This window comes from Haloarchaeobius salinus (genome assembly GCF_024464185.1).
Lineage (GTDB): Archaea > Halobacteriota > Halobacteria > Halobacteriales > Natrialbaceae > Haloarchaeobius > Haloarchaeobius salinus.
Map to the genome: position 1 here is coordinate 805,220 of NZ_JANHAU010000002.1, position 24,836 is coordinate 830,055.

30 protein-coding genes are annotated in these 24,836 nt (G+C 69.1%); 19 read left to right on the top strand and 11 right to left on the bottom strand.

Features of this window, described 5'->3' with window-relative positions; translation table 11 throughout:
• The first annotated feature begins 1 nt into the window (after position 1).
• The 7 genes from truD to NO345_RS10760 all read left to right on the top strand — a co-directional run bounded on the left by truD (position 2) and on the right by NO345_RS10760 (position 3,671).
• Complete coding sequence (truD, locus tag NO345_RS10730) at positions 2-1,324, top strand: tRNA pseudouridine(13) synthase TruD (RefSeq protein WP_256299071.1); 1,323 nt, start codon at positions 2-4, stop codon at positions 1,322-1,324.
• A gap of 177 nt (positions 1,325-1,501) precedes the next feature.
• The gene (locus tag NO345_RS10735; protein WP_256299073.1) at positions 1,502-2,221 is read left to right on the top strand and encodes a DUF2103 domain-containing protein; all 720 of its coding nucleotides are present in this window, start codon (positions 1,502-1,504) and stop codon (positions 2,219-2,221) included.
• 56 nt (positions 2,222-2,277) lie between these two features.
• The gene (locus NO345_RS10740) at positions 2,278-2,553 is read left to right on the top strand and encodes an eL43 family ribosomal protein (protein ID WP_256299075.1); all 276 of its coding nucleotides are present in this window, start codon (positions 2,278-2,280) and stop codon (positions 2,551-2,553) included.
• Complete coding sequence (locus NO345_RS10745; protein WP_089731296.1) at positions 2,550-2,684, top strand: DNA-directed RNA polymerase subunit P; 135 nt, start codon at positions 2,550-2,552, stop codon at positions 2,682-2,684. Before NO345_RS10740 ends, NO345_RS10745 begins: the two co-directional genes overlap by 4 nt.
• Positions 2,685-2,691: 7 nt before the next feature.
• Complete coding sequence (locus tag NO345_RS10750; protein ID WP_256299078.1) at positions 2,692-2,946, top strand: KEOPS complex subunit Pcc1; 255 nt, start codon at positions 2,692-2,694, stop codon at positions 2,944-2,946.
• Positions 2,947-3,043: 97 nt separating this feature from the next.
• Positions 3,044-3,421, top strand: a complete 378-nt coding sequence (locus NO345_RS10755; protein WP_256299080.1) for a prefoldin subunit beta — start codon at positions 3,044-3,046, stop codon at positions 3,419-3,421.
• 4 nt (positions 3,422-3,425) lie between these two features.
• Entirely contained in the window at positions 3,426-3,671 is a 246-nt protein-coding gene (locus NO345_RS10760) for a DUF3194 domain-containing protein (RefSeq protein ID WP_256299082.1), read from the top strand.
• On the opposite strand, the gene NO345_RS10765 is transcribed toward NO345_RS10760, so the two are convergent.
• Together NO345_RS10765 and NO345_RS10770 are read right to left on the bottom strand one after the other, a co-directional pair.
• Positions 3,668-5,527 carry a DUF2070 family protein gene (locus NO345_RS10765; RefSeq protein WP_256299084.1) on the bottom strand — a complete coding sequence of 620 codons (1,860 nt, stop codon included), beginning with the start codon at positions 5,525-5,527 and terminating at the stop codon, positions 3,668-3,670. The two genes, NO345_RS10760 and NO345_RS10765, sit on opposite strands and share 4 nt — an antisense overlap.
• A 15-nt stretch (positions 5,528-5,542) precedes the next feature.
• Positions 5,543-6,091 (bottom strand): GMP synthase subunit A, encoded by a 549-nt coding sequence (locus NO345_RS10770; protein WP_256299086.1) that lies wholly within the window; start codon positions 6,089-6,091, stop codon positions 5,543-5,545.
• Between the two features lie 183 nt (positions 6,092-6,274).
• Between NO345_RS10770 and NO345_RS10775 the strand changes: the two genes are divergently transcribed.
• Positions 6,275-6,409 carry a hypothetical protein gene (locus NO345_RS10775; RefSeq protein ID WP_256299088.1) on the top strand — a complete coding sequence of 45 codons (135 nt, stop codon included), beginning with the start codon at positions 6,275-6,277 and terminating at the stop codon, positions 6,407-6,409.
• Positions 6,410-6,438: 29 nt separating this feature from the next.
• Here the strand turns inward: NO345_RS10775 and pan1 are convergent, their stop codons facing one another.
• Positions 6,439-7,656, bottom strand: a complete 1,218-nt coding sequence (gene pan1, locus NO345_RS10780; protein WP_256299090.1) for a proteasome-activating nucleotidase Pan1 — start codon at positions 7,654-7,656, stop codon at positions 6,439-6,441.
• A 239-nt stretch (positions 7,657-7,895) separates the two neighbouring features.
• Between pan1 and NO345_RS10785 the strand changes: the two genes are divergently transcribed.
• The 3 genes from NO345_RS10785 to NO345_RS10795 are packed head-to-tail and all read left to right on the top strand — an operon-like array spanning position 7,896 to position 10,471.
• A complete protein-coding gene (locus NO345_RS10785; protein WP_256299092.1) occupies positions 7,896-8,159 on the top strand; it encodes a MarR family transcriptional regulator in 264 nt (87 codons plus the stop codon).
• Positions 8,160-8,211: 52 nt separating this feature from the next.
• Positions 8,212-9,075: a 3-hydroxyacyl-CoA dehydrogenase family protein gene (locus NO345_RS10790; protein WP_256299094.1), complete on the top strand. Its 864-nt coding sequence runs from the start codon at positions 8,212-8,214 to the stop codon at positions 9,073-9,075.
• Between the two features lie 43 nt (positions 9,076-9,118).
• Positions 9,119-10,471 (top strand): hypothetical protein, encoded by a 1,353-nt coding sequence (locus NO345_RS10795; protein WP_256299096.1) that lies wholly within the window; start codon positions 9,119-9,121, stop codon positions 10,469-10,471.
• A gap of 9 nt (positions 10,472-10,480) precedes the next feature.
• On the opposite strand, the gene NO345_RS10800 is transcribed toward NO345_RS10795, so the two are convergent.
• Positions 10,481-11,539 carry a phytoene/squalene synthase family protein gene (locus NO345_RS10800; RefSeq protein WP_256299097.1) on the bottom strand — a complete coding sequence of 353 codons (1,059 nt, stop codon included), beginning with the start codon at positions 11,537-11,539 and terminating at the stop codon, positions 10,481-10,483.
• Positions 11,540-11,723: 184 nt separating this feature from the next.
• Between NO345_RS10800 and NO345_RS10805 the strand changes: the two genes are divergently transcribed.
• Positions 11,724-12,869: an acyl-CoA dehydrogenase gene (locus tag NO345_RS10805; protein WP_256299099.1), complete on the top strand. Its 1,146-nt coding sequence runs from the start codon at positions 11,724-11,726 to the stop codon at positions 12,867-12,869.
• A gap of 22 nt (positions 12,870-12,891) precedes the next feature.
• Here the strand turns inward: NO345_RS10805 and NO345_RS10810 are convergent, their stop codons facing one another.
• Complete coding sequence (locus tag NO345_RS10810; protein ID WP_256299100.1) at positions 12,892-13,176, bottom strand: PadR family transcriptional regulator; 285 nt, start codon at positions 13,174-13,176, stop codon at positions 12,892-12,894.
• Between the two features lie 89 nt (positions 13,177-13,265).
• Between NO345_RS10810 and NO345_RS10815 the strand changes: the two genes are divergently transcribed.
• Positions 13,266-13,541 (top strand): DUF7111 family protein, encoded by a 276-nt coding sequence (locus NO345_RS10815; protein WP_256299101.1) that lies wholly within the window; start codon positions 13,266-13,268, stop codon positions 13,539-13,541.
• A gap of 13 nt (positions 13,542-13,554) precedes the next feature.
• On the opposite strand, the gene NO345_RS10820 is transcribed toward NO345_RS10815, so the two are convergent.
• The 4 genes from NO345_RS10820 to coxB form a co-directional block, all read right to left on the bottom strand.
• On the bottom strand, positions 13,555-13,872 hold the full coding sequence (locus tag NO345_RS10820; protein WP_256299102.1) for a DUF7410 domain-containing protein: 318 nt from the start codon (positions 13,870-13,872) through the stop codon (positions 13,555-13,557).
• On the bottom strand, positions 13,869-15,251 hold the full coding sequence (locus NO345_RS10825; RefSeq protein WP_256299104.1) for a hypothetical protein: 1,383 nt from the start codon (positions 15,249-15,251) through the stop codon (positions 13,869-13,871). Before NO345_RS10825 ends, NO345_RS10820 begins: the two co-directional genes overlap by 4 nt.
• A 6-nt stretch (positions 15,252-15,257) precedes the next feature.
• Positions 15,258-16,115 carry a cytochrome c oxidase subunit 3 gene (locus NO345_RS10830; protein ID WP_256299106.1) on the bottom strand — a complete coding sequence of 286 codons (858 nt, stop codon included), beginning with the start codon at positions 16,113-16,115 and terminating at the stop codon, positions 15,258-15,260.
• A gap of 100 nt (positions 16,116-16,215) precedes the next feature.
• Positions 16,216-17,004 carry a cytochrome c oxidase subunit II gene (gene coxB / locus NO345_RS10835; protein ID WP_256299108.1) on the bottom strand — a complete coding sequence of 263 codons (789 nt, stop codon included), beginning with the start codon at positions 17,002-17,004 and terminating at the stop codon, positions 16,216-16,218.
• Between the two features lie 179 nt (positions 17,005-17,183).
• Between coxB and NO345_RS10840 the strand changes: the two genes are divergently transcribed.
• Together NO345_RS10840 and NO345_RS10845 are read left to right on the top strand one after the other, a co-directional pair.
• Positions 17,184-18,557 (top strand): heme o synthase, encoded by a 1,374-nt coding sequence (locus NO345_RS10840; RefSeq protein WP_256299585.1) that lies wholly within the window; start codon positions 17,184-17,186, stop codon positions 18,555-18,557.
• A gap of 1 nt (position 18,558) precedes the next feature.
• Positions 18,559-19,236, top strand: coding sequence for a DUF7546 family protein (locus NO345_RS10845; protein WP_256299110.1), 678 nt, complete (start codon positions 18,559-18,561; stop codon positions 19,234-19,236).
• Here the strand turns inward: NO345_RS10845 and NO345_RS10850 are convergent, their stop codons facing one another.
• Positions 19,237-19,626 carry an ArsR/SmtB family transcription factor gene (locus NO345_RS10850; RefSeq protein ID WP_256299112.1) on the bottom strand — a complete coding sequence of 130 codons (390 nt, stop codon included), beginning with the start codon at positions 19,624-19,626 and terminating at the stop codon, positions 19,237-19,239.
• 109 nt (positions 19,627-19,735) lie between these two features.
• Here NO345_RS10850 and NO345_RS10855 point away from each other — a divergent pair, with 109 nt between their 5' ends.
• Entirely contained in the window at positions 19,736-21,022 is a 1,287-nt protein-coding gene (locus NO345_RS10855; protein WP_256299114.1) for an MFS transporter, read from the top strand.
• 22 nt (positions 21,023-21,044) lie between these two features.
• On the opposite strand, the gene mvaD is transcribed toward NO345_RS10855, so the two are convergent.
• Positions 21,045-22,052 carry a phosphomevalonate decarboxylase MvaD gene (gene mvaD / locus NO345_RS10860; protein WP_256299116.1) on the bottom strand — a complete coding sequence of 336 codons (1,008 nt, stop codon included), beginning with the start codon at positions 22,050-22,052 and terminating at the stop codon, positions 21,045-21,047.
• A gap of 110 nt (positions 22,053-22,162) precedes the next feature.
• Here mvaD and NO345_RS10865 point away from each other — a divergent pair, with 110 nt between their 5' ends.
• From NO345_RS10865 to NO345_RS10875, 3 genes are all read left to right on the top strand, one after another.
• The gene (locus NO345_RS10865) at positions 22,163-22,942 is read left to right on the top strand and encodes a hypothetical protein (RefSeq protein WP_256299118.1); all 780 of its coding nucleotides are present in this window, start codon (positions 22,163-22,165) and stop codon (positions 22,940-22,942) included.
• Between the two features lies 1 nt (position 22,943).
• Complete coding sequence (locus NO345_RS10870; protein ID WP_256299121.1) at positions 22,944-23,558, top strand: DUF6517 family protein; 615 nt, start codon at positions 22,944-22,946, stop codon at positions 23,556-23,558.
• 169 nt (positions 23,559-23,727) lie between these two features.
• Complete coding sequence (locus tag NO345_RS10875; RefSeq protein WP_256299123.1) at positions 23,728-24,663, top strand: sulfide-dependent adenosine diphosphate thiazole synthase; 936 nt, start codon at positions 23,728-23,730, stop codon at positions 24,661-24,663.
• The last annotated feature ends 173 nt before the right edge of the window (positions 24,664-24,836 follow it).

The following is a 24,836-nucleotide window of genomic DNA, read 5'->3' on the forward strand; positions in this document are numbered from 1 at the left end:
GATGCGCGAGGCACATCCACGCGAACGGGCCGTCGGCATCGAGCACTACGTGAGCGACGACGACGGCGTCGGCGGCCGGCTCCGCGCCGAGGACGAGCACTTCCACGTGGTCGAGCGCGAGCGGTTCGAGACGAACCCCGTCGACGCACCCACTGGCGACTACCCGTACCTGGTGGTTCGCGCGACGCTCCGCGGCTGGGACACCAACGACTTCGTCCGCCGGCTCTCGAACGAGCTCGGGATGAGCCGCGGCCGGGTCTCGTGGGCCGGCACGAAGGACAAGCGTGCGGTGTCGACGCAGTTGTTCACCCTGCAGGACGTCGACCCCGACGACCTGCCGTCGCTCTCGCGGGCTGCCCTCGAAATCGTCGGCCGCGCCGGCCGTGCCCTCCAGTTCGGCGACCTGCTCGGTAACGAGTTCGAGATCGTCGTCTCCGACCCGGACGACTCGACGGCTGCGGACCGCGTGACAACGGAGCTGCGCGAGTTCGGCGACGGACAGGTAGCTGTTCCCAACTTCTTCGGCCAGCAGCGCTTCGGGAGCATCCGGCCGGTCACCCACGAGGTCGGCCTCGACATCGTCCGGGGCGACTGGGAGGCTGCGGTGCGGACCTACGTCGGCAACCCGCATCCGGACGAGCGCGAGGAGACCCGTGAGGCGCGCGAGCTCGTGGACGACGGCGCGGCCTGGGCGGATGCACTCGAGGCGTTCCCCGGCGGGCTCCGCTTCGAGCGCTCGATGCTCCACACGCTCGTCGAGAACGGCGGCGAGGAACCCGCGGACTTCCGCGAGGCTATCGAGACGCTCCCGGAGAACCTCCAGCGACTGTTCGTCCACGCGGCGCAGTCCTACGCGTTCAACCTGATGCTGAGCCGGCGGCTGGAGCGGGGGGTCCCGTTCACGAAGCCGGTGGCCGGCGACGTGGTCTGCTTCGCCGACGCCGACGCGCCCGAGGCGTTCCCGTTGCCGGACGTGGACCGCGAGCAGCGCGTGACCGAGCGTCGCGTCGACACCGTCTCGCGCCACTGCGAGCGCGGCCGCGCGTTCGTGACCGCGCCGCTGGTCGGGACGGAGACGGAGCTCGCCGACGGCGAGCAGGGCGAGATCGAGCGCGACGTGCTCTCGGAGCTGTCGCTCTCCCCGTCCGATTTCGACCTGCCGGGCGAGTTCCACAGCACGGGGACCAGACGTGCGGTGCTCGTCGGCACGGCCCTCGACGTCGTGCAAGAGCCCCTGACGTTCTCGTTCTCGCTCCCGAAGGGCTCCTACGCGACCGTCCTGCTGCGCGAGTACCTGAAGGTGGACCCCGTCGAACTTGGCTGACAGGCGACGCTCGCTACCGGTGGACCGTCGCGTCGCACACCCGCTACGCGGTCCACGGCCGCTGGTCAGGGCACGCCGGTCGTGGCCCCGCCTTCGTATTTGAATGCTTGCCGGTGAACGGGACCGCTGGCTCCCCGAACCGCACGGCTTTAGGCCGGGCGACGGCTACGTCCGGTTATGGACTGCAGGCGGTGTGAGACGTCACTCGAGCGGCCGGGAGACTACTGTCTCACCTGCCACACCGCCAACTGCGACGCCGTCGTCCTCGACTGCGCCCGCGAGCGAGCGACCGTGACCGTTCTGGACGGCGAGGAGGTCGTCGGCGAGACGACGGTGACGACGGTGCCGGACGACGGCCAGGAGACCGGCGTCGTCGAGTTCCGCAACTTCGCGGGACGCGTGGCGGACGAGATACGCCGGAAGCGCCCGGAGACGGTGTACGCGGCGGGCGACCGGTCCGTCGTCCGGGAGACCCGTGCCCAGCTCCACCACGAGTTCTACCGTGTGGACGACGAGGACCCAGTCGCGGCGGCCATCGGTGGACTCGGCGAGTCCGGGCTGGACGTGGTCGACCTCGCGCCCCGGGAGAAGATCGGCGGCGCGCACTCGACGCTCATCGGCGGTCGGACCGGACAGACCGCCATCCGGACGGTCGCCGAGCACCCGCACGTGAAGAAGGTCATTCCGGGCCCCATCGAGGCCGGCGGGTCGAGCTCGCAGGCGAGCGTCGGGGCGAAGGTGACCCGCGCGGACGGCAACGGCAACGTGCGGATGCTCATCCGCGACGGCTCCAGCGTGCAGGAGAACCGCGTCGTCACGACGGCGGGCGACCGGGAGATGGGCGAACGCGTCCGCGAGGACCTGAACGAGGCGCTCACGACAGCCGATCTGGGCTGAGACGTGCGCTCCAACTCAACAGGTTTATTTGCGCGCTGACGGTACGAACTGGTATCATGGCCAAGAAAAAGGGAAAGACCGGTAGCGCCGGCCGATTCGGCGCTCGCTACGGTCGTGTCTCGCGACGCCGCGTCGCGGAGATCGAGGACGAGATGCGGAACTCCAAGGTCGACGGCGACGACGTCAAGCGCGTCGGCACCGGCATCTGGGTCAACGAGGAGACCGGCGAGAAGTTCACCGGCGGCACCTACCGCGCCCAGACGCCCGCAGGCAAGACCGTCCGGCGCTCCATCCGCGCCGCACTCGCCGAAGACAGCGACGACGACGAATGAGCTACAAGTGCTCGCGCTGCAAGCGTGACGTGACGCTCGACGAGTACGGCGGCGTCCGCTGTCCCTACTGCGGGCACCGCGTCCTGCTGAAGGAGCGCAGCACGGACATCAAGGAAGTCGACGTGCGGTAGACGGGCGATGCCCGCGAACGAGACCGTTCTGGAGTTCGAGTACGACGACGACGCGACGGCGACGCTGGTCGCCGAGAGCGTCCGTCCGGAGGTCGGCGAGATCGCGAGCGACCGCTCCGCCACCAGCCTCCGTCTCGACGGGTCGACCGTCGTCGTGACGGTCGCGGCCGACGACCGGGTCGCGCTGCGCGCCGGGGTCAACACGTGGGTGCGACTCGTGGGTGTGGCCGAGCGCACGCGCGGGCTTGCAACTGGCTCCTGATCCGCTGCCCGCGTGCGGTTCTCCCCCGGTCGAGCGTGGGTGTGTCTCGCGCCCGGGAAAGCGGGGGTTTTTCAGGGCGGAAACCATCCGGCAGAGTATGCAAGGAAATCTGCCGCCGGAAGCACAGGAGAAGATCGAGGAGCTGCAGGACCTGCAGGAGACGGCACAGCAGGTCGCCGTCCAGAAGCAGGAGGCCGAGTCCCAGCTCACCGAGGCACAGACGGCGCTCGACGAGCTCGACGACATCGACGAGGACACACAGATGTACCGCGAGGTCGGCGAGCTGTTCGTCGCCACCGACTACGACGAGGCCAGCGAGGCGCTCGACGACAAGGTCTCCAGCCTGGAGATCCGCGTCGAGACCCTCGAGAAGCAGGAGGAGCGCGTCCAGGAGCAGTTCGAGTCGCTCCAGGGGGAGCTCCAGGACATGCTCGGTGGCATGGGCGGCGGCATGGGCGGTGCCGGCGGCGCGTAATCGGATGAGCGAACCGACGGACGAGGAGGTCGTGCAGGCCGCTGCGGAGGCCGCCGAGGGCCTCGTCCGCGCCCGATACAAGCAGTCGAACATCCGCGACCTCGACGTCACCGTCACGTTCGAGGACGGCGTGCTCGACGTCGACGTCTACCTGAACGCGCCCGAGGGCGACGCCGACGCGGAGGCCGTCGCCGACGAGGCCGCACGCGCGGCACAGGAGGCCGTCGACGAGCTGTTCGAGGACGCCTAGGAGAGCAGGAAGACGACGACGCTCAGGCCCATCGCGGCCACCGTCAACAACACGGCGAGCGCCCCGCCCATCGACACCATCGCGTTGGCGTGGCTCGCCAGCGTCTCCGTTCTGTCGTTGCCGAACACCGTGACGCGAGCGCGCTCCGTGGCCATCCCGGCCTCGACGGGTTCGCGGTCGGCGAGTGCACGGTCGGCGAGGTCGGCGACCAGTTCGACGAGTTCGTCGACGTCGAGCGCCTCGCCGACCTGGTTGCTCGACTCGACCCGGTTGACGACGTGCGTGTCGGTCGTCATCACCTCGGCGCGGTCGACCGCGTCCGGGAGTCCCTCGATGAGCCGCTCCCTGACGCCGGGCTCCATGTTGTTCCCGTCGACGAGCACGTACGCCGTCACCTCGCCGGCCACGTCGAGGCAGGCGACGCGGACGCCCAGCGGGCCGATACCGTCCTCGGGTTGCCAGTCGGTTGGCTCCCACGCGACGCCGAGCTCGAACGGGCGACGCTCGGCGTCACGGAGCTCCTCGGCGGCCTTGCGTGCGGCCTCCATGATGTCGAACGAGCGCTCGCTCCCGGGGGTGACGTGGCCGAGATCGTCGCCGCGGAGGCCGTTGTTGCAGTTGTGGGCGTCCACGAGGAGTGCCTCGTCGAAGCCGCCGGAGCGGGCCTCCGCGATGGCCGAGAGGCCGACCGCGTAGTCGATGTCGTCGGAGAACCGGGGTGAGTGGGTGTTGACGAGCAGGATGTCGTCCCCGAACGCCTGCGCGAGCAGCTTCGCGTCGCCCGAGGTGGTCCGGACGCTCCTCGTCGCGCCGCCACCGACAGAGAGGTCGTCGTTCGCGGTGGTGGCGGTCTCGACGATGGTGTCGACCTCGCGTTCGGTGACGAGGTTGAAGTCGTGCCCGGCGGTGGCGTGGGGCGGGAGTGCCATCCCCTCGGTCGCCCGGGCGACGCGCTCGGGGAGGTTGCCTCCGCCGATCTCGCCCATCGGCCCGGGGTGGACCATCGGGAGGACGGCCCGGGCCTTCTCGGAGCCGTCCTCGCGCCGGAAGCCGAGGACGGTCACCGGGACGAGCGCCTCCTCGCCGAGCTCCTCGAAGAACGTCTCGAGCTCCCGGGAGTCCTCGGCGATGTGGCCGATGAAGCCACCGAGGAAGTCCCGCACGGAGACGCCGAGGCTGCGCTTCCACGGACGGTCGATGATGACGAGGAAGAGCCACACCGCCGAGCCGTACAGCAGGCAGACGAGCCCGAGGATGACGAAGTCGCCGGGGACGATGGGCGAGAGCTGTATCTCGGTGTGCTCGGCCCGCGAGAGGTACGCCTGGACGAGCGGGCCACCGACCTCGAGGTACCGGCTCGTGCCGCTGTAGACGAACAGGAGCACGGCGGCCGCGACCGTCTGGATGCTCGCCGGGACCGCAGCACGGGGGATGGAGTGGCTCGACACCGCGGCGACGACGAGCAGCCGGAGCGCGAAGATGGAGGCGAGCCCGGCGTACAGCACGTCGAAGACGAAGTTCTGTCCGAGGCTACTGACCAGCGCGACGACGCCGCCGACCGCGAGGAAGACGACGACGAGTATCTCACAGAGGAGCGCGAGCAGCGACGACCGACTCGCGGTGAGCTGCCCGCCGAGCCGCCTATCGACGACGCCCGTCAGCATGCTCGCGACGACAGTCGGGACGCCGATGAAGAAGATGCCCTGGGTGAAGCCCTCGAGGAAGAAGCCGTCGTCGAAGACGCCGACGCCGGTGACGCCGGCGACCACCAGGGCGAACCCGAGACTCGTGTACCACTGCGGGGCACGGAAGATGTACCGCGAGAGGCTCGCGAGGTCGCCCTGGGTGGCGGTCATCGTGGCGACCCGGCCTCACTCGCAGCGCGCGAGGAAGTTCTCGAACACTTCCTGTCCCTGCTCGGTGTGGCTGACCTCGGGGTGCCACTGGACGCCGTAGAGGTCGCGGTCGGGGTCGCTCATCGACTCGACGCCGCAGATGTCGGACGTTCCGGTGACGGTGAAGCCCTGGGGGACCGCCGTGACCTCGTCGGCGTGGCTCGCCCAGACCCGGGTCTCGGGGGCGAGCGAGCCGACGAGGGGGTCGTCCTCGTCGAGGATGTCGACGGTCACGTCGGCGTAGCCACCGTACTCGCCCGCGCCGACCGACCCGCCGAGTTCCTTCGCGATGATCTGCATGCCCAGACAGATGCCGAGCACCGGCACGTCCATGTCCAGGTACGCCGCCGACTCTCCACGCCGGTCCATGTCGGGACCGCCGGAGAGGACGACGCCGTCGGCCTCGACCTCGGAGGGCGGCGTCGCGTTGTCGACGACCTCGCTCTCGACCCCCATGTCCCGCAGTGCCCGGTGTTCCAGATGTGTGAACTGCCCGTGGTTGTCCACCACGACGATGCGCGTCATTACCCTCCGGTAGCGCGCGGGCCCTCAAAAACCGTCCGCTCTCCCGTGCTGTCTGAGCGATGTCGTCCGTCTCCGTGCGAGGACTCCGTACACCCCGGGAACTCGGGGTACCCGGGTCGGCGGTGCGGGGACAGATGGGTGTGGACCGGTGTACCTAAGACCCACGCCGCACACGGACCGTGCATGGAACTCCCACTCGACTCCGACCACCCGTCCTGGCTCACCGTCGCGGGGACGTTCGGCGGCTACGGCCTGCTGCTCGTCGTGATGTTCGTCCTGCTGTTCGTCGTCCCGCTTGCGCTCTTCTCGGTGCTGTAGGCTCGTCGCGGAAAACAGGAAGACCCGGTTCAGGCGAACGTCTTCGAGATCTCGTCCTCGTTCTCGTTGCTCTCGGCCTGGATCTTCTCCCAGGCCTCCTCGAAGTCGCGCTTCTCGATGGTGCGGCGGTCGTCGCGGATGGCGAACATCCCGGCCTCGGTGCAGATTGCCTTCACATCGGCACCGGAGGCCTCGTCGGCCATCTCGGCGAGTGCGGCGTAGTCGACGTCGTCGGAGACGTTCATGTCGCGGGTGTGGATCTGGAAGATGATCTCGCGACCTTCCACGTTGGGCTTGGGGACCTCGATGAGGCGGTCGAACCGGCCGGGGCGGAGGATGGCGCGGTCGAGCATGTCGAAGCGGTTCGTGGCGGCGATGATGCGGATGTCGCCGCGCTCCTCGAAGCCGTCCATCTCGGAGAGCAGCTGCATCATCGTGCGCTGGACCTCGGCGTCGCCGGAGGTCTTGGACTCGGTGCGCTTGGCCGCGATGGCGTCGATCTCGTCGATGAAGATGACGGCGGGCTCGTGGTCGCGGGCGACCTGGAACAGGTCACGGACCAGCTTCGCGCCCTCGCCGATGAACTTGTGGACGAGCTCGGAGCCGGCCATCTTGATGAACGTTGCGTCGGTCTCGTTCGCGACGGCCTTCGCCAGCATCGTCTTCCCGGTGCCCGGCGGGCCGTGGAGGAGGACACCCGACGGCGGGTCGATACCGACCTCGGTGAACATCTCGGGCTTCTCGAGGGGCATCTCGACGGTCTCGCGGACCTCCTGCATCTGCTCCTCGAGGCCGCCGATGTCGCCGTAGGAGACCTCGGGGCTCTCGGTGACCTCCATCACGCGGGCGCGGACGTCGGTCTCGTTGCTCAGCGTCTTCACGATAGAGAGAGAGTTGTTGACGGCGACGCGCATGTCGGGTTCGATTTCCTCGCGCATCTCGTCGGTGACCTCGGTGAGCGCCTCCTGGTTGTTGCCGTGCTGCTTGATGATGACGCCCTCGTCGGTCAGCTCCTGGATGGTGGCGACGAACAGCGGCGACTGCTTCAGCTTCTTGTTCTCGTGGGTGAGCCGCTCCAGCTTCTGCTGGTACTTGTTGTTCTCCGCGTTGGCGTCGAGGAGCTTGTCGCGCATCTCGTCGTTCTGCGCCTCCAGCACCTCGAGCCGCTCCTGCAACGCCCCGATCTTCTCCTGTTTGGACGCCTCCTCCTCGTACGGGAGGTCGACGTCGTCCACCGTGTCGGTCATCAGCGTTTCATAAGGCACTGATTCTTAAGAGGCTTCGGGTGCCGTACGGAACCGCCGGTCTCAGCGCGCGTCACCGCGATTCACGAGCTCGAACGGATGTCACGGAGCCGGCGGACGCCGTGACCCGTGGCCGTGCTCCGCCAGCGGGCCGATCTGGACCGAACCCCACTGGGTATGCAATTGGGTAATATTTCTAATGAGCAACTATTATTACGGGGTATGCACAAGGGAGAGGTACCATGAGTGCAACCGAGCCGAGAACGAGCGAGCCGCCCACCGGTAGCTGGGACGACGTCCGGGACCTGCCGCCGAGCGCGAAGCTCGTCGCGAAGGTGCTGGAGTACAACGACACGCTGACCCAGAGCGAGCTCGCCGAGGAGACGCTGCTCCCGCCTCGCACCGTTCGCTACGCGCTGAACCGCCTCGAGGAAGAGAACGTGGTCCACTCGCGGTTCTCCTTCTCCGACGCCCGCAAGCGACTCTACACCCTCACGGTCGAGTAACCGCCGCCGCCGTACCGGCACGCTTAGGGGCCAATCTGTCGAACGTCGCCACATGGTACACGACCTCGACAGCATCGAGCGTATCGGCGTCGTCGGCGCGGGCACGATGGGCAGCGGCATCGCACAGGTCGCCGCGACGAACGGCTACGCCGTGACGATGCGCGACATCGAGGAGCAGTTCGTCGAGAGCGGTTTCGAGTCCATCGAGAGCAGTCTCGACCGCTTCGTCGGCAAGGAGACGATCTCCCGCGAGGACGCCGACGCGGCGCTCGACCGCATCGACGGCACGACCGCCCTCGGCGACCTCGCCGACTGCGACGTCGTCGTCGAGGCGGCCGTCGAGAACATGGACATCAAGCAGGAGATCTTCGCCGACCTCGAGGAGATCGTCGACGACGACTGCCTGCTCGCGACGAACACCAGCACGCTCTCCATCACGACCATCGCCGCCGCCACCGAGTCGCCCGAGCGCGTCGTCGGCCTGCACTTCATGAACCCCGTCCCCATCATGGAGGGTGTCGAGGTCGTCGACGGCGAGAAGACCAGCGCCGAGGCGCTCGACCTCGCCCACGGCATCGCCGAGGCCCTGGGCAAGACCACCTGGGAGTCCGACGACAAGCCCGGCTTCGTCACCAACCGCGTCCTCATGCCCTGGATCAACGAGGGCATCCGCGCCTACGACGAGGGCGTCGCCACGAAGGACGACATGGACCGCGGGATGAAACTCGGCACCAACGTCCCGATGGGCCCGCTCGAGCTCGCCGACCACATCGGCCTCGACGTCTGTCTCCACGCCAGCGAGACGCTCCACGAGGAGCTGGGCGACCGCTACAAGCCCGCCTACCTGCTCAAGCGCAAGGTCGACGCGGGCGACCTCGGCAAGAAGACCGGCACGGGATTCTACGAGTACGAGTAGACCGACCAAAATTTCTTCTCGGTTGGCGTCGTCGCAACGAACGATGGCCCTCCACCGCTCCCAGGCGCTCGCAGTCCTGGCTCTCCTCGTGCTGGCGGCGGTCGCCATCCCCGCCAGCGCGCCAGCCACCGCCGCACCGCCGCCCGAGGCCGTCTGTGGACTCTGTACCGACGATGCGCTCGACGGCGGCGTCGAGCACAGCGAGGTCGAGATCCGGGTCCGGGACGACGGCAGCGCGGACTGGACCGTCCGTACCGAACTGGACGAGTCGACCGCCGCCGCGCTCCGCACCGACGCCGACGACCGGTACGACCGCGTCCGGGGCGAACTGACCCGGCGCACGGTGGTCGACGAGGTGTCGAACCTCGAAACCAGCGTCGAGAACCGAACGCTCGTCGCCACGTTCACGACCGCCGACTTCGCACACCGTGGCGTCGGGGGTGTCCTCGTCGCCGACGGGCTGTTTCCGTCGCACGAGACAGCGGGGGTGACCGTACACGCGGACCGGCTCGCAATCCACGGTCCCGACGGCACCACCCCGACGCTCGTCCCCGACACCGCGACGGCCGACGGCGACGCGATACTCTGGACCGAACAGGCCGGCATCGGTTCCGAGACGTACCTCGCGTTCGGTGCCGACGACGGCCTGCTCGCCACCGGCACGAGCTACCTCGCGGTCGGGATGGCCGTCGTCGAGCGGTCACTGCCGCGGGTCCTCGCGATCGTCGTGCTCCCGACGCTACTGTTCGCCGGGGTCCTCGTCGGGCTGTTCCGCGACGGCGACCGACTCGAACCGGACCGGACCGACGACGGCCTCGCGTCCCGCATCGGGCTCGTCGGCGGCGTCGTCGCACCCGTCCTGCTCGCGGCCGGCGTCGGCCTGTTCCTGCTCGGGACGAGCACCGACGGGTGGGTCGTGGACCCGGCGATATTCGTCGGTCTCGCGCTCGTCTCGCTGGTCCCCCAGACGCTCGTCGCCGCGGGCATCGCGGCCGTGTTCGCGCTCTGGGGTGAACGCATCAGCCTCGACAGCTACGCGTGGTGGGTGTTCCCGGCCGCGGCGGCCTGCTGGCTGGTCATCGTCGGGGCGACCGGCCCGAACCGGCTCCTGGGCACGTGGACGACGACCGTCCTCCTGTTCCTGCTACTCGGTGCGGCGCACGAACGTCGGACCCTCGCCGCGCTTCCGGTCGCGCTCGTCGCACTGCTGGCACCGACGCTCGCCGCGCTCCCGTTCGTCTCGCCGTGGGGCGGTCCGTCCTACATCCTCGTGCTCTGGACGGTCGGGACGCTCGTGTCGGGCGTCGCGCTCTACGCGCTCGGTCGGCGGGAATCGGCGAGGTCAACCCTGTCGGGGTCGTCGGACACCGACGAAGCGACCGCAGAGGGCGCCTGAGTCGACTCCTCAGGAGAGGTCCGCTTCGTGCAGCGGCTTCTGTTCGATGGTCTGCCGCACCCGTTCGAGCGCCTGCCGGTCGCCGCCCTCGCGGAACCAGCGGATGATCGCGACGACCTCCATCCGTGAGACCTTCACGCCCCCCTCGCGGACCACGTCGGCCGGGCGCTCGCGGAGCTCGCGCAGCGTCGCCACGGCGAGCAGGTACGGGATGCCCCACGCGGACAGCGTGTTCCCTCGGCGTTCGGGGAGGGCCTCGAGGTACGTCTGCGTGTCGTCGAGGTAGCCCGAGGCGTGGTCGACGACGCGCTCGATGACCGTCGCCACCGCCTCCTCGTTCTCGGGGTCGCAGACGGCGTCGCGGTCGACGCCCTCGGCGTCGAGCCACTCCGCGGGCAGGTAGACGTTGTTCTCCTCGTGGTAGTCGTCGCTGACGTCCTTCGCGACGTTGACCAGCTGGAGCAGGAGCCCGAACGACCGGGCGTTCTCGCGCAGTCGGGACTCCCGGCGGTCGGTCGTCCCGCGGGTGACGAGCCCGGTCACCAGCGAGCCGACGGTGCCGGCGACGTACCAGCAGTACTCCTCCAGTTCGTCGAGCGTCTGGATGCGCAGCCCGCCGGACTCGGCGTGGCGCTCGACGAACTCGGCCATCCCGTTCGTGAGTTCGAGCACCGGCGGGAGGATGGCCTCCTTCGCCTCCGACGGGAGGCGACGGTACGTCCGCACGACCCGCGGTGACTCGGCGACCACGGTCCAGTCCTCGTCGAGCTCCTCGGGGAGCCACTCGTCGACCGCGGTCCTGAACTCCTCGGCCGTCGCCGGTTCGTCGGCATCGAGCACGTCCGCATAGAGACGCAGCAGTTCAGCCTTCTCGGCGGGGGGGATGTGTCCCGCGTCCTCGACCGTGTCGGCGACGCGACAGAGGAGGTAGCCCAGACAGATGTGGCGGGCGGTCGGCTCCTCTAGCTCCTCGATGGTGATGGCGAAGGTGCGGGAGACGCCCTGCACCGCCTCGTAACACCATGCGAGGTCGTCGTCGACCGGATACTCTGCCTGTTCCTCGTTCATTCACGTTCCCCTGTGTATTCCACGCTGAAAAACCCACCTGCCGCGTCGGCAGGTGCTGTCTCCGGAGATGTCCGCACGCCCGTCTCGCTCATACACCACAAGGAGCCCTCTACTCGTCTATACTTTTCGGACCCGGCTCGCGGTGCAAGACAAAAGTAAAGTCGCGAGGGTCGAACGTTCCCCCATGGACTTCAGTCTCAGCGCGGAGCAGGCCCAGATACGGGACATGGTCGCCCAGTTCGTCGACGAGGAGGTCGTCCCCGTCGCCGACGAGATCGACCACGAGGACGAGTTCCCCGCCGACCTCGTGAGCGAGATGGCCGACCTCGGCCTGATGGGGATGCCGTTCCCCGAGGAGTACGGCGGCGCTGGTCTCGACTACCACAGCTACGCCATCGGCCTCGAGGAGATCTCGCGTGGCTCGGGCGGGCTCGGCACCATCGTCGCCGCCCACATCTCCCTGGCGGGCAACATGCTCTACGAGTTCGGCGACGAGGCCCAGAAGCAGGAGTACCTCACGCCGCTCGCCGAGGGCACCGACATCGGCGCGTTCGCCCTCTCCGAGCCCGGTGCCGGCTCCGACGTGCCCGCGATGGAAACGACAGCGGAGCGCGACGGCGACGAGTACGTCGTCGACGGGAACAAGCTCTGGATCTCGAACGGCTCCGTCGCCGACACCGTCACCGTCTTCGCGAAGACCGACCCCGAGGCCGGCAACAAGGGTATCTCCTCGTTCGTCGTCCGACCCGACGAGGACGACGGCTTCCACGTCGAGGGCACCGAGGACAAGCTCGGCGACAAGGGCTGTCCCACGGCCGAGCTCCGCTTCGACGACATGCGCATTCCGGCCGACCGCCTGCTCGGCGAGGAGGGCGACGGCTTCGTCCACGCGCTGAAGACGCTCAACGGCGGCCGCATCACCATCGCTGCTCGCGGTGTCGGTATCGCCCGCGCCGCCCTCGACCAGGCGAAGGAGTACGCCCAGCAGCGCGAGCAGTTCGACCAGCCCATCTCCGAGTTCCAGGCCATCAAGCACAAGATCGCGGACATGGATACGAAGACCCAGGCGGCGAAGATGCTGATGCACCGGGCCGCCGACAGGAAGATCCGCGGCGAGACGTTCATCAAGGAGGCCGCGCAGGCGAAGCTCTACGCCTCGGAGATCTCCCGCGAGGTCGCCAACGAGGGCATCCAGATCCACGGCGGCTACGGCTACACGAAGGACTTCCCCGCCGAGCGGTTCTACCGCGATGCGAAGCTCAACGAGATCTACGAGGGCACCAGCGAGGTCCTCCGGAACACCATCGGCGACCAGGTGCTCGACGAGTAGCCCGCGCGACAGTTTCTCCTGCCTACCCCTCACGACGGGTCAGCCCGACCACCCAGTCGACGTGCTCGTCGACCCGCGCCCGCCCGGCGTCGGTCAGCGAGTACACGTCGTACAGCCCCTCGGTGTGGGTCTCGACGAACCCCGCCGACTCGAGCGCGTCGAGCGCCCCGTAGAAGGACTTCGGCTCGATACGCTCGTCGTAGTGGCGTTCGAGCCGGGTCTTCAGCGCCTGTGCCTGGAGTTCGCCGGCCTCATGGAGGATGAAGCAGAGGTCGCGCCGCCGCCCGCTCTGGATGAACTTCGTCATGGCTGTGTGCTCGCGGTGGGCCCACTGGTGCGTTTCGCTTCGCTTCCGAAACCGGCAGCTACGACATCCCCCAGTCCCAACGCCCGGCCATGAGCGACGACACGGCGACGAACGACGGCATCACGGCCCGGTACGAGCAGACGGAGACGGAACGCGTGCTCTCGTTCGAGCGCGACGGCGCGACCGCGGCGGTCGCCCAGAACGTCGAGGGCTACGCGATGCTGAAGGTACGACCGACGGCGGACGGCGACGAGCTGGAACGCTACTACGGCTTCGACATGGCGCTGGACCACGTCGCGGAGCTACTGGACGTCTCGCCGCACGACCTGCCGATCCCGGCGGCCGCGGCGGACATGGGGATGTGACCGCCGGGGACCATCAGGTCACGACGGCGTACAGGAGCAGCATACCGAAGTAGACCACGACGAGGCCGCCGACGAGCTTCAGTCGGTAGAGGCCCAGCTCCTCCTCCTCGCTCTCGTACACCTCGCGGAAGGCGTCCTCCTCGGCCTCTGTCATCCGGTCGTAGTGCTCCAGTCCGACGTGGAGCGTACACTGCTCCGCCCGGCGGAACGGTCGGTCGCAGTACGGGCAGCGGTGTGCCGTGACGCCCGCTGGGACGTCCGTCTCGGAGTGGTCGGCGGTGGCGTTGTCGGCGTTCGCGTCGGCGGCCGTGGTGGTGGAGTCTCCTGTCATAGGTACGGTGGGGTGAGCGACGGGGCCGCGACGATCCAGAGGCTGACCATCGTGTAGACGACCATGACACCGATGAACGGGTACTGGCTCCGCACGGCCTGCAGCCGGCTCGGGAACACGTCGTAGGCCGTCGAGTGCGCGACCCAGATGGCGAGCAGGTGGCCGAGCAGGACGAACGCGAGCTCCAGCCCGCCGACGAACGTCGGTAGGACGAACCGCTGGGGGTTCACCGGCGGCGCGGCCGGGTTCGCGAGCACCTGCGAGAGCGGGAGCGACAGCACGAGGAAGTAGCTCAGGTAGTGCGCGAGGTGGTAGCCCGCCGCGATGGCGAGCAGGGGCGCGGCGAAACGCCGTCCGAGGGCGTCCGACGTGAGGAACGTCTCACCGGTCCCACGGGCGAGCCGTGCCGCGAGCCGGTACGCGCCGACGAACAGGCCGAAGCCGAGCAGGTACGCGAGCAGGTAGGTCAGGAGCGGCGGGACGCCCCACCCGACGACGGTCCTGGCGAGGTCGCTCCAGAGCGGCGTCGTCACGAGGCCGTCGTAGGTGGTCACCCACAGCAGCGTGACGACGAAGACGACGTCGCTGCGGTCCCGGACGACGGACGTGTCGGTCAGGCCCATGCCGGGCAGCCGGAGGCGCACGCCGTCGTCGGTGCGCGTGAGCGGGGCGACCGCGCCGAAGGCGGCGAACGTCCGCGAGACGGGGTCGCCGCGCTCGAACCAGCTCTCGCCGAAGACGAGACCGGCGAGGGTGGTCGCGACGCCGTAGCCTGCAACGGCCGTCGCGAGCAGTCCGGGGTCGTCGGCGAGCGGGAGCACGACCTCCGTGAACACGAGCGCGAGCAGGCCGACGACGGCCGGCCAGCTCCCGAGTCGCTCCGGGTACTCGCGAGGGGAACCGCCCAGGAGTGCGTGGACGGCACTGACGACCGCACGGAACGGGTTCAGCGCCGGCCAGGTGTTACCGACGAGGTACGTCGTCATCGTGAAGCCGGCCCACCAGCCGACCCACACGAGCAACACGCCGAGGTCGCGAAGCGGCTCGTCCGGGGGGGTGACCCCGGCCCACAGCACCGCGCCGAGGCCGACGACGCCGACGAGCGGCGCGAGGTAGCGCGAGACCGCCACCGGGAACCGGCTGAGCGTCCGGTGCCAGTCGTCGATGCTCGCGATGTACCGGCGGTCCGTCACCGTCGCGGCGAGCAGGAACGAGGCACCGACGGCGGCACCGCCCGTCAGGAGGAAGAGCCACGACGGCACCGCGATAGTACCCGCCTCGCCGCGGAGCGAACCGCCGTGGGCGAGGGCCGTTCCGGTCGCGAGAAGGAGCGTCCCGAACGCCGCCAACACGAGGCGTCGGGGACGGTGGCTTGCCATCGCAGGTTACGCCGTCACGGGTGCGCCGACGTACAGGACGACGACGAGGAAGATCCAGACGATGTCGACGAAGTGCCAGTACATCGAGACCGTGCTCACGGAGACGTGGCGCTCGGCGGAGTACTGGCCGCGGATGGCGCGCACGAAGACGATACCGATGAGCACCGCGCCAAGGCTGACGTGCAGGCCGTGCAGGCCGGTCAGGGCGTAGAAGCCGCTGGCGAACACCTGGCTGAACGCCTCGTTGCCCAGCGCGAAGTTGTCGTGGACGATGAACTCGTAGTACTCGTACACCTGGCCGGCGATGAACACCAGCCCGAGCAGGAGCGTCGCACCCAGCAGACCGATGAACCGCGTGCGGTTGCCCTTCAGCAGCGACGTGTGCGCGAAGTGGATGGTGAAGCTGGAGGCGACCAGCAGCGCGGTGTTGACGATGACGAGACTCCCGAACAGCTCGGGCACCTCGCCCACGTCGCCGACGCGGACGAAGAAGTAGTAGACGAAACCCGCACTGAAGGTGGCGACCTCGGAGCCGAGGAAGGCGACCATCCCCCACCTGAGCTTGTGCGCGCTCTGTTCGTCCGTGCCACGCTCCCAGAACGAGACGATGAACGCGTGGTAGAGCCAGCCGAACAGCCCGACCAGGAACAGGAGCGTGCTCAGGATGGCGGCCCCGGCGAACACGCCGTAGCCCACGAGGTTCCTTGTCACGAGCACGTACAACGCGGCACCGAGGTAGATTCCACCGGCACCGAGGGCGGCGACGAACGGCCACCAGCTGGCCTCGCCGAACCCGCGCGGCCAGTCCTCGACGGCCGGCAGGTGGTGCCCGTGGTCGTCCGCGGATTCTTCGGCAACTGTCATGGATGGGGGTTACGAGTGGACTACCAAAAATCCATCCAAGCGCGTCCGCGAGACGTGACGGAGAAACCGCAGGTGAGAACCGAGCCGTTCAGTGTGCGTCTCAGGCCGCGACCGTCGCGTTGCTCGTGCTGTTGTCGTCACCGCCGGAGCCGGCCTCGCAGGTCAGCTCCTCGGCGTTCCACTCACCGGTACACTGGTCGGCGAGCCAGCTCTCGTACTCGTCCTGGGGCATGACCTCGACCTCGAACATCATCGCGGAGTGGCCGGTGCCACAGTACTCCGCACAGTAGCCCTGGTAGAGACCGGGCTCGGTCGCCGTGGTCATGAGGTAGTGGTGCTGGCCCGGCACCGCGTCGTGCTTCAGACCGAGCTGTGGCACGTGGAAGGCGTGCAACCAGTCCCTCGTCGTGATGTTGAAGTAGGTCTCCTGTCCCTCCGGGATGGCCAGCTTCGTACTGGAGGAGACGTTGTGCCGGTCGTACTCGAACGTCCAGGCGTAGGTCTCCGCAGTCACGTCGATGTGCTCGGCGTCGTCCGGGACGTCCGCGCGGTCCTCGACGCCGTCGGCGATGACGGACTGGTCGGCCATGACCATCGTCGTCGCGATGCCGACGAACAGGAGGATGACGGCGGTCGCGACGGTCCAGGTGATCTCGAGACGGCGGTTCTCCCGGGTCGGTTTCGCCTCGTCGCTGTCCTTGAACTTGAGGACGGTGTAGATGAGGATACCCTCGACGAGGACGGTAATCGGGATAGCGACGACGAGCAGCCGCTCGTTGAGCCCGTTGATGGCCTCGGCGGTCGTCGACTGCGCCGCCGCCGGCTCGGCGGCGAGCAGCAAGAGCGCCGCCCCGAGTGTGGCCAGCGGGGCGATTCGCTTTGCGTTCATGTCGGTTCGAGGCTTAGGAAGACGGGGTTAAATATGTGCTGACTCCGGCCCGACGTCCGGGTGAAAGCGTCGGCTCTAAGTGGTCCGAGCCGAAGGTTTGGCTAGTACCTGTGTCTCGACCGTACCCGCGCCCCGTCGGCACGCATCGCCGGTTCACCGGCCTGCTCGCAGCGACGGCGATGGGCGTCTACGCGCTCGTCCTCGTCGGGGGGACGACCGCCATCACCGGGGCGTCCGAGGCCTGCTCGACGTGGCCCGCCTGCAACGGGCAGTGGCTGGTCGGGCTCTCGGACCCGGACCTGCTCGTCGCGTGGGGCCACCGCGTCGCCGCGCTGCTGGTCGGCCTCGCGGTCGTCGCGACGTTCGCGGCGGCCTGGTTCGGCCCGGCGAGCCGTCGCGTCCGGCTCGCACTCGCCGGCGCGCTCGTGCTCTACCCGGTTCAGGTCGGGCTCGGCGCGGTCGCCGCGACGACCACCACACCGACCGCGCTCCTCTCCGGCGTCCACCTGACCGTCGGCGTCTCCATCTTCGGCGCGGCGATGTTCGCGCTCGCGTGGACGCTGGAGTCGACGACCGCCACCGAGGACGACTACGACCCGTCGGTCGACGCCGAGCCGGTGGACGAGGCGGACGGTGGCCCCGACGCGCCGGCGCGTGACCTGCCGGCGGACGGCCTCGCCCGCGTGAAACTCGTCGCCAACGCCTACTTCCGGCTGATGAAGCCGCGGCTGATGTGGCTGCTCTGTCTCGTCGCCGGCGCGGCGATGGCCCTCGCGGCGGCGACGAGCGGGGCCGACCTCACGGTCCGCGTCGTCGGCCTGACGATGCTCGGTGGAGTGCTGTCCATCGGTGCGTCAGGGACGTTCAACCACGTGCTCGAACGCGACGTGGACCGCAAGATGCAGCGCACCTCCGACCGCCCGCTCGCGGTCGACGTGGTGCCGGTCCGCAACGCGCTCGCCTTCGGCTTCGCGCTGGCGACCGCGTCGCTGGTCTCGTTCGCGGCGCTGAACCTGCTCGCGGCGGCCCTCGGGCTCGTCGCCATCCTGTTCTACAGCGTCGTCTACACGCTGGTGTTGAAGCCGAACACCGTCCAGAACATCGTGGTCGGCGGTGCCGCGGGGGCGCTCCCGGCGCTCATCGGTGCCGCCGCCGTGACTGGCACCATCGGCCTGCCGGGCATCGCGCTCGCGGCGGTCATCTTCCTCTGGACGCCCGCGCACTTCTACAACCTCGCGCTGGCGTACAAGGAGGACTACGCACGCGGCGGCTTCCCGATGCTCCCGCTCGTCCGCGGCGATGCCGTCACCCGAAAGCACATCGTCTGGTACTTCACGGCGACGCTCGCGGGCGCGGGCGGGCTCGCGGCCGTCTCGGACCTCGGCCTGCTGTACGCGTTCGTCAGCATCACGGTCGGTGCGGCGTTCCTCTGGACCATCGTCCGGCTCCACCGCGAGCGCACGACGGACGCCGCGTTCCGCGCGTTCCACGCCTCGAACGCCTACCTCGGCGCGCTGCTCGTTGCCGTCGTCGTCGACTCGATGGTGTTGTGAGATGGCGACCGAACGCGTCGACGTCGCCTCGCTCGTCCCCGAACCGTCCACCGTGTTCGCCGGCTTCATCGCGCTCACCCTCGAGGCGTTGCTGGCGCTGCTGTACCTCACCGAGGTCGGCTCCATCTCGCTCTCGCTGGTGGTGCTCCCGTTCGTCTGGATCAACGTCGGCCTGTGGGCGCTCTGGCGCACCGAGGTGCCGGCGGCACCGGTGCGGCGGCGGCGAATCGCGGCCGTCGTCGCCGTCGGCTACGCGCTGGTACTCGCGTACTTCGGCGGCCTGCTCGACCTCGGCTACGCGTTCGTCTCGGTACCGGGGTACGACCCGTCCTACGGCTGGTACGTCTCCACGTCGCTCCCGCCGGGGTTCGGCCCCGCGGTGACGTACGAGAGCGACCTCCTCATCGTCCGGCTGTTCCCGTACCAGGTGGTCGGTTACGCCGCGCTTTCCTACCTCGTCTACGTGACCGTCATCGACGCGGCCGGCGCGGCGGTGTCGGGCGTGCTGGGGCTGCTCTCGTGTGTCTCCTGCAGCTGGCCCATCATCGCGACCATCGTGACCGGCGTCGCCGGCAGCTCCTCGGCGGTCGCCGCGCAGGCCTACCAGCAGTCGCTGCCGCTCTCGACGGCGGTGTTCGTCGTCACCGTGGCGCTGCTGTACTGGCGGCCGTCGCTCTAGTCAGGCCCACGGCGGCGTCAGGTGGACGTGGAAGAGCTTCTCGCAGTCGCAGTCGCCACAGACCGGGCAGCGCTCGACACCGGCGGAGCCGGGCATCCCGCCGTCGGTGGTTGCCGTCCCGCCATCGGCTCCCGCCGCACCGGGGTCGGCAGCCGAGATGATTCGTTCGCCCGCGTGGCCGAGCTCGTAGCCCTCGTCCGTCTCGCGGACGTAGTACTCACAGAGCCGCGAGAGGTGGTAGTTGAACTTCCCGCTGTCACGCATCCCGACGCGAGCGTGCAGCGCCGAGAACGACAGCGGCCCGTCGGCCTCGGCGAGCGCGCGCAGGATGGCGATGCGGTGCTCGTGGCCGAGCACGTCGAGCGCGTCGGCCGCCCGCTCGTCGTCCATGGCTGGCGATGTGGGGGATTCCGTGATATAGTTCGTGGTAGCTCTCTGAAATTCTTCATAAATCGCGTTCAGAGAACGGTCAAGTGACTCCCGCCAGTCGGTTCGACACGTGACAGACGTCGTCTCCCTCCAACGGTTCGACCTCCACGAGCGGCTCTCGGTGCTGCGCCATCGCGGCTTCAGACGCCTGCTCGCCGGGCGCGCGGTCAGCGTGCTCGGCGACGGGCTCTACACCGTCGCGGCGATGTGGCTCGTCTACGACCTCACCGGCTCGACCGCCTACACGGGCATCGCTGGCTTCCTCACGGGCATCCCCGGACTGTTCTCGATGTTCGTCGGCCCCATCGTCGACCGGTCGGACCTCGACCGCGTGCTGACGCTCTCGGAACTCGGGCAGGGACTCGTCGTCCTCGTCGTCCCGTTCGCGTGGCTGACCGGGAACCTCACCGTCGGCGTCGTGCTGGCGACGATGCCGGTGCTCTCGCTCGTCGGACTGTTCGCGAACCCCGCCCAGAACGCGGCGGTCCCGCGGCTCGTCCCGAGCGACGCGCTCGTCCGGGCGAACGCCGCGACCACGACGGTCCGGAAGACGGTGGACGCGACCGCCCGTGGCGCTGGCGGCCTGCTCATCGCCGCCGTCGGCGCGGTCGGCGTGTACGTCGTCGACGCCGCGACCTTCGGGCTGGCGGCACTCGTGTTCCTCGGGCTCTCGGTGCCGTCGGCCGAGACGAACGGGGACGAGGAGGACGACGAGCCCGACGAGTTCGACCTCGCGACCTACCGCGACGACCTGCGCGAGGGCGTCGCGACCATCGCGGGCTCCGAGCTGGGGCTGATGGTCGTCGGGAGCCTGTTCGCGAACTTCCTGTTCGGCGTCGCCTTCGCCGTCCTCCCGGCGTTCGCGGACGGCATCGGCGACGCGGGCACGTACGGCCTGTTGCTGGCGGGTCTCACCATCGGGACGGTGTTCGGGTCGCTCGCGGCCTCGGTGACGGAGTCGTACCCGCTCGGTTGGACGACCATCGTGAGCCTCGCCGGCTCCGGCGTGCTGTTCGCCGTCGGCGTCTGGCTCGCGGCCCCGTTGCTCACCGTCGGTCTAATCGCGCTTTCGCGGGTCCCCATCGGCATCTACAACGTCTCGGTGATGGCGACGCTCCAGTCGGGCGTCCCACAGGACCGGCTCGGGCGGGTGAGCTCCGTCCTCGGGAGTGCGGCCAGCCTCGTCTCGCCCGTCGGCATCCTCTTGGGTGGGTTCCTCGGGAACGTCTACGGCGCGCCGACGGTGTTGCTGGCGAGTGCCGCCGGAACCCTGCTGACGGCACTCTACTGGCTCGTGACGCCCTCGCTCAGACGGTTCGGGCCACCGGTCGAGGTGGAGCAGGGCCGGTTCGCGTGAGTCGAAGTGACTCGTCCCGGGCTCAGAACAGCGCCTCGTCCTCGTCGAGCAGGCGTGCCGGGCCGCCGACCTCCCAGATGGTCGTGCGGACGCCGGTCTCGCTGACGGCCTCCTTCACGCGCTCGGCGTGCTCGGCGGTGGTGTTCACGTAGACGGAGGCACCCGTATCCGTCGAGAACCAGACGGGCACGCTGTCGACGTCGTCGTCGCCCTCGTAGCCGTTCTCGCGCAGTTCGCGGACCTTGTTGAAGACGGCGAGCGTCGGGGGCTGCCAGTACACCCAGCCGTCGGGGCCGGTCATCGTCGTCGCCGCCAGCGAGAGCGAGTCCTGCTCGGCGATGTGCCCCATCCGCTCGATGTCGTCCTCGTGGAGGGAGTCGCGCATCTCGACGAGCTGGTCCTGGACGTACGCCCGACGGTCGCCGAACATGTGGCTCTTCTCGGCCTCGCTGTGGGCGTCGTCGGTGTCCTTGTAGGAGGGGACGAGCGCGACGATGATCTTGAGCTCGTCGGTGAGGTCGGTCGGGATGCGGTGCGAGCGGCAGTCGCGGTCGTTCAGGCCGGCGCGCAGGTGCGAGAAGCCACCGGTGACGGCGCGGGCCGCGGACGCGGAGCCGACGCGCGCGATGGTCGAGATCTCGGCGTGCGAGGCGTCGAGCTCGGCGGCCTCCGAGAGCGCCATCGCGGCGGCGGCGAAGCCGGAGGCGGACGAGCCGAGACCGACGTTCGACGGGAAAGAGTTCTCGGACTCGAGCTTGACGGGGTAGACGGTGTGGGCGGCGTCGGACATGTCCCGCGCCTTGTCGACCACGCGCTCGACGCGGTCGAAGGCGTGGCCCTCCAGTTCCTCGCCGTCGACGATGTACGTGTCCTCGTCGTAGTCCATCGAGAACTCCACCGTCGTCTTCGTGTGGCTCGGGGCCGTGCAGACGCTGATGGAGTCGTGGTACGGCTGTCGCTCGATGTCGTCGCGCATGCCGTGGTACTTGACGAGTCCCTGGATGGGATGTGCCATCGCGGTTGCTTTCATACCCCGATAGCCGACCGACGCGCGCTTAAAAGTCACGGGTGACCCGGGGCGTCGGAACCGGGCGCCCTCGCCTGCCGAACGTTCAAGCGTACAGAGTGCCAACTACTCACATGGTCAGGGACAAACACCACCACGGGTCGCTGATTCTGGAGGGGGCGGGCTACGATCGACGGACGGAGGGTCACGCCGTGGTGGGTGAACCACACGGGGCGACCCGTCGGCTGACGGGGTCGGACCGGCCGGTCGAGGTCGTCACGCTCGACGACCGCGAGACCGAACCGGCCGCGCTGGTCCCCCAGTTCGCGTCGGTCCTCGCGCACGGGCACGACACCCTGTTCGTCGTCCCGGACGTGGACGCACTCGCCGCCGTCGTCGAGGTACTCGACAGGCCGTACTGCGTCGCCGCCGAGGACGAGGACCGCTGTCGGACCTTCTACGACGGTCCCGACCGTATCCCGCTCGCGAACGGCCACTACGCGCTGGCCCCGGCGGGTGACCTCGTCTGGCGCGAGCGCGACCCGCCCGAGGCCGAGGACGGGGACCGGACCGGCTCCGACCGCAAGCAGGTCGTCCTCGAGGACGGGACCGAGGTGCTCGCACGCTTCGACGACGTCGACGCGCTCGCCTGTCCGCCGGCCGACGCGTTCCCGCTGTCGTACAAGCGCGGCGGCGACAAGGCGTTCCACGTGTACGACCGTTGGGGGAGCGAACTCGGTCGCTTCGGCACCATCAAGGCCATGCGTGGGCACGGCTTCGAGCCGGTCGCGATGCCGCTCGTGCCCGAGCACGTCTTCGACGACGGCTCGCTCGTCACCTCGTGGGCGGTCGTGGCGGACGGTGCCGGGACGGTCCACACCGCAGACGGCACCTGCGAGGTCCGCGAGGCCTGAGATGTCGGCGACGTCGTATCCCGCTCTCGCGCCCGACGGCGACGGCTGGCGGCTGACCGACGAGTCCACCGAGGTCGTGTTCGACCTCGCCAGCGTCCGGGTGCTCGGTGCGACCCGGCTCTACGAGGACGCCGACCTCCGCGCCGCGGTCCGTGAGGCGACCGACGGCGCGCTCGACCAGCCCTGGCGCTTCTGCTTCGCCACCCAGCTCTCCTTCCAGCCGCCGCTGACACCCGGCGTCGGTCCGGCCGCGCTGTACCCGACCGTCGCATCGTCGGCCCGCCGTCAGTTCGCCGCCGACCTCCGCGAGCACGGCTTCCGGACCGTCGAGCGCCACCGGAGCGAGCGCATGCGGACGGAGAACGGCTCCCGCGCCCGGCTCACCCGCTACGAGGCGACGTTCCCGCTGGCGGACGCGCTCGACGACGAGGCGGACCTGCCGGCCGACGCCGAGGTCGCCGTCGAGGGCTGGCTCTCGGTCTGGCTCGACGACGGCCAGTTCAGGCTCGCCGGCGGTACCTACCCGACCGACGGGCTGGACGCCGTCGCTCCCGGCGTCGCTGAAGATCCCGGAACCTATCGGAACGAACTGCTCTCCGTGCTTCGATCGGCGTAGATCCGACCCCAACAGTCTGCGGATAGTGGAAACTTCCCACAGCGATGGTGTTCACCCAGCCGGGTGGCCCGCGGCTGTCTCGGAATCGCGGAGCAACCGATGCATCGATCTCGTCGCCGTTCTCACGGACCGCAACACCTTTTACATCTAAGTAGTACCACTAGGTTGTATGCAGGACTTCGACTCGTTCGCGGACGTCGGCGAGGCAGATGTAACGCGTGCAATCGGCCAGGAGTGGAGCGACGAGTTCCTCGACTTCACGGACAGCGAGGTCATCATCGTCGGTGGGGGGCCCTCGGGTCTCACGGCGGCGAAGGAGCTCGCAGAGCGCGGTGTGAAGGTCATGGTCGTCGAGAAGAACAACTACCTCGGCGGCGGCTTCTGGCTCGGCGGTTTCCTGATGAACAAGGTCACGGTGCGGGACCCGGCGCAGGGCATCCTCGACGACCTCGACGTGGAGTACGACGAGGCCGGCGACGTCGACGGGCTCTACGTCGCCAACGGGCCGGAGGCGTGCTCGGGGCTCATCAAGGCCGCCTGCGACGCCGGCGCGAAGATGCAGAACATGACCGAGTTCACGGACATCGTCGTCCGCGAGGACCACCGCGTCTCCGGTATCGTGATGAACTACACGCCGGTCCACGCGCTCCCCCGCGAGATCACCTGCGTCGACCCCGTCGCCGTCGAGGCCGACCTCGTCATCGACTCGACGGGCCACGACGCGATGGCCATCAACAAGCTGGACGAGCGCGGTGTCCTCGACGCGCCGGGCATCCAGGCCGCCAACGAACGCGGACAGGTCATGGACCAGACCGGTGACGACAGCTACGGCGCGCCCGGCCACGACTCGCCCGGCCACGACTCCATGTGGGTCGGCCGCAGCGAGGACGAAGTGGTGGAGCACACCGGCGTCGTCCACGAGGGCCTCGTCGCCAGCGGCATGGCCGTCGCCACCGCCTACGGCCTCCCGCGCATGGGCCCGACCTTCGGTGCCATGCTCGTCTCCGGCAAGAAGGCCGCACAGGTCGCGCTGGACGAGCTCGAGATCGACGCAGAACCGGTGACGCTGTCGGACTCGCGTGCGCCGGCCCCCGCCGACGACTGACCGCCTTCCCCATCGTCCGGGGCACGTGCTCCGCTCGCGACCCACTCCTCGAGAAGGCTGGACCGAAGTGGCCGGGCGCGACTGGAGCGAGCGCCCGCCGAGACCGCGGTCCCAGGCCGCGGTCGGCCCCCGAACCAGTCATCGCACCGACCACCGAACCAGCGCCCGCACTG

Excerpts from the sequence above, each read along its gene's own strand:
- NO345_RS10830 (WP_256299106.1), bottom strand. The coding sequence starts at position 16,115 with ATGACAGTTGCCGAAGAATCCGCGGACGACCACGGGCACCACCTGCCG.
- NO345_RS10765 (WP_256299084.1), bottom strand. The coding sequence starts at position 5,527 with ATGACCGCCACCCAGGGCGACCTCGCGAGCCTCTCGCGGTACATCTTC.
- NO345_RS10865 (WP_256299118.1), top strand. The coding sequence starts at position 22,163 with ATGGTCAGGGACAAACACCACCACGGGTCGCTGATTCTGGAGGGGGCG.
- NO345_RS10810 (WP_256299100.1), bottom strand. The coding sequence starts at position 13,176 with ATGACGAAGTTCATCCAGAGCGGGCGGCGGCGCGACCTCTGCTTCATC.
- truD (WP_256299071.1), top strand. The coding sequence starts at position 2 with ATGCGCGAGGCACATCCACGCGAACGGGCCGTCGGCATCGAGCACTAC.
- NO345_RS10845 (WP_256299110.1), top strand. The coding sequence starts at position 18,559 with ATGGCGACCGAACGCGTCGACGTCGCCTCGCTCGTCCCCGAACCGTCC.
- NO345_RS10760 (WP_256299082.1), top strand. The coding sequence starts at position 3,426 with ATGAGCGAACCGACGGACGAGGAGGTCGTGCAGGCCGCTGCGGAGGCC.
- NO345_RS10745 (WP_089731296.1), top strand. The coding sequence starts at position 2,550 with ATGAGCTACAAGTGCTCGCGCTGCAAGCGTGACGTGACGCTCGACGAG.
- NO345_RS10775 (WP_256299088.1), top strand. The coding sequence starts at position 6,275 with ATGGAACTCCCACTCGACTCCGACCACCCGTCCTGGCTCACCGTCGCG.
- NO345_RS10740 (WP_256299075.1), top strand. The coding sequence starts at position 2,278 with ATGGCCAAGAAAAAGGGAAAGACCGGTAGCGCCGGCCGATTCGGCGCT.
- NO345_RS10875 (WP_256299123.1), top strand. The coding sequence starts at position 23,728 with ATGCAGGACTTCGACTCGTTCGCGGACGTCGGCGAGGCAGATGTAACG.
- NO345_RS10850 (WP_256299112.1), bottom strand. The coding sequence starts at position 19,626 with ATGGACGACGAGCGGGCGGCCGACGCGCTCGACGTGCTCGGCCACGAG.
- NO345_RS10840 (WP_256299585.1), top strand. The coding sequence starts at position 17,184 with ATGGGCGTCTACGCGCTCGTCCTCGTCGGGGGGACGACCGCCATCACC.
- NO345_RS10790 (WP_256299094.1), top strand. The coding sequence starts at position 8,212 with ATGGTACACGACCTCGACAGCATCGAGCGTATCGGCGTCGTCGGCGCG.
- NO345_RS10750 (WP_256299078.1), top strand. The coding sequence starts at position 2,692 with ATGCCCGCGAACGAGACCGTTCTGGAGTTCGAGTACGACGACGACGCG.
- NO345_RS10785 (WP_256299092.1), top strand. The coding sequence starts at position 7,896 with ATGAGTGCAACCGAGCCGAGAACGAGCGAGCCGCCCACCGGTAGCTGG.
- pan1 (WP_256299090.1), bottom strand. The coding sequence starts at position 7,656 with ATGACCGACACGGTGGACGACGTCGACCTCCCGTACGAGGAGGAGGCG.
- NO345_RS10805 (WP_256299099.1), top strand. The coding sequence starts at position 11,724 with ATGGACTTCAGTCTCAGCGCGGAGCAGGCCCAGATACGGGACATGGTC.
- NO345_RS10825 (WP_256299104.1), bottom strand. The coding sequence starts at position 15,251 with ATGGCAAGCCACCGTCCCCGACGCCTCGTGTTGGCGGCGTTCGGGACG.
- NO345_RS10815 (WP_256299101.1), top strand. The coding sequence starts at position 13,266 with ATGAGCGACGACACGGCGACGAACGACGGCATCACGGCCCGGTACGAG.
- NO345_RS10735 (WP_256299073.1), top strand. The coding sequence starts at position 1,502 with ATGGACTGCAGGCGGTGTGAGACGTCACTCGAGCGGCCGGGAGACTAC.
- NO345_RS10870 (WP_256299121.1), top strand. The coding sequence starts at position 22,944 with ATGTCGGCGACGTCGTATCCCGCTCTCGCGCCCGACGGCGACGGCTGG.
- coxB (WP_256299108.1), bottom strand. The coding sequence starts at position 17,004 with ATGAACGCAAAGCGAATCGCCCCGCTGGCCACACTCGGGGCGGCGCTC.
- NO345_RS10795 (WP_256299096.1), top strand. The coding sequence starts at position 9,119 with ATGGCCCTCCACCGCTCCCAGGCGCTCGCAGTCCTGGCTCTCCTCGTG.
- NO345_RS10800 (WP_256299097.1), bottom strand. The coding sequence starts at position 11,539 with ATGAACGAGGAACAGGCAGAGTATCCGGTCGACGACGACCTCGCATGG.
- NO345_RS10770 (WP_256299086.1), bottom strand. The coding sequence starts at position 6,091 with ATGACGCGCATCGTCGTGGTGGACAACCACGGGCAGTTCACACATCTG.
- NO345_RS10820 (WP_256299102.1), bottom strand. The coding sequence starts at position 13,872 with ATGACAGGAGACTCCACCACCACGGCCGCCGACGCGAACGCCGACAAC.
- mvaD (WP_256299116.1), bottom strand. The coding sequence starts at position 22,052 with ATGAAAGCAACCGCGATGGCACATCCCATCCAGGGACTCGTCAAGTAC.
- NO345_RS10755 (WP_256299080.1), top strand. The coding sequence starts at position 3,044 with ATGCAAGGAAATCTGCCGCCGGAAGCACAGGAGAAGATCGAGGAGCTG.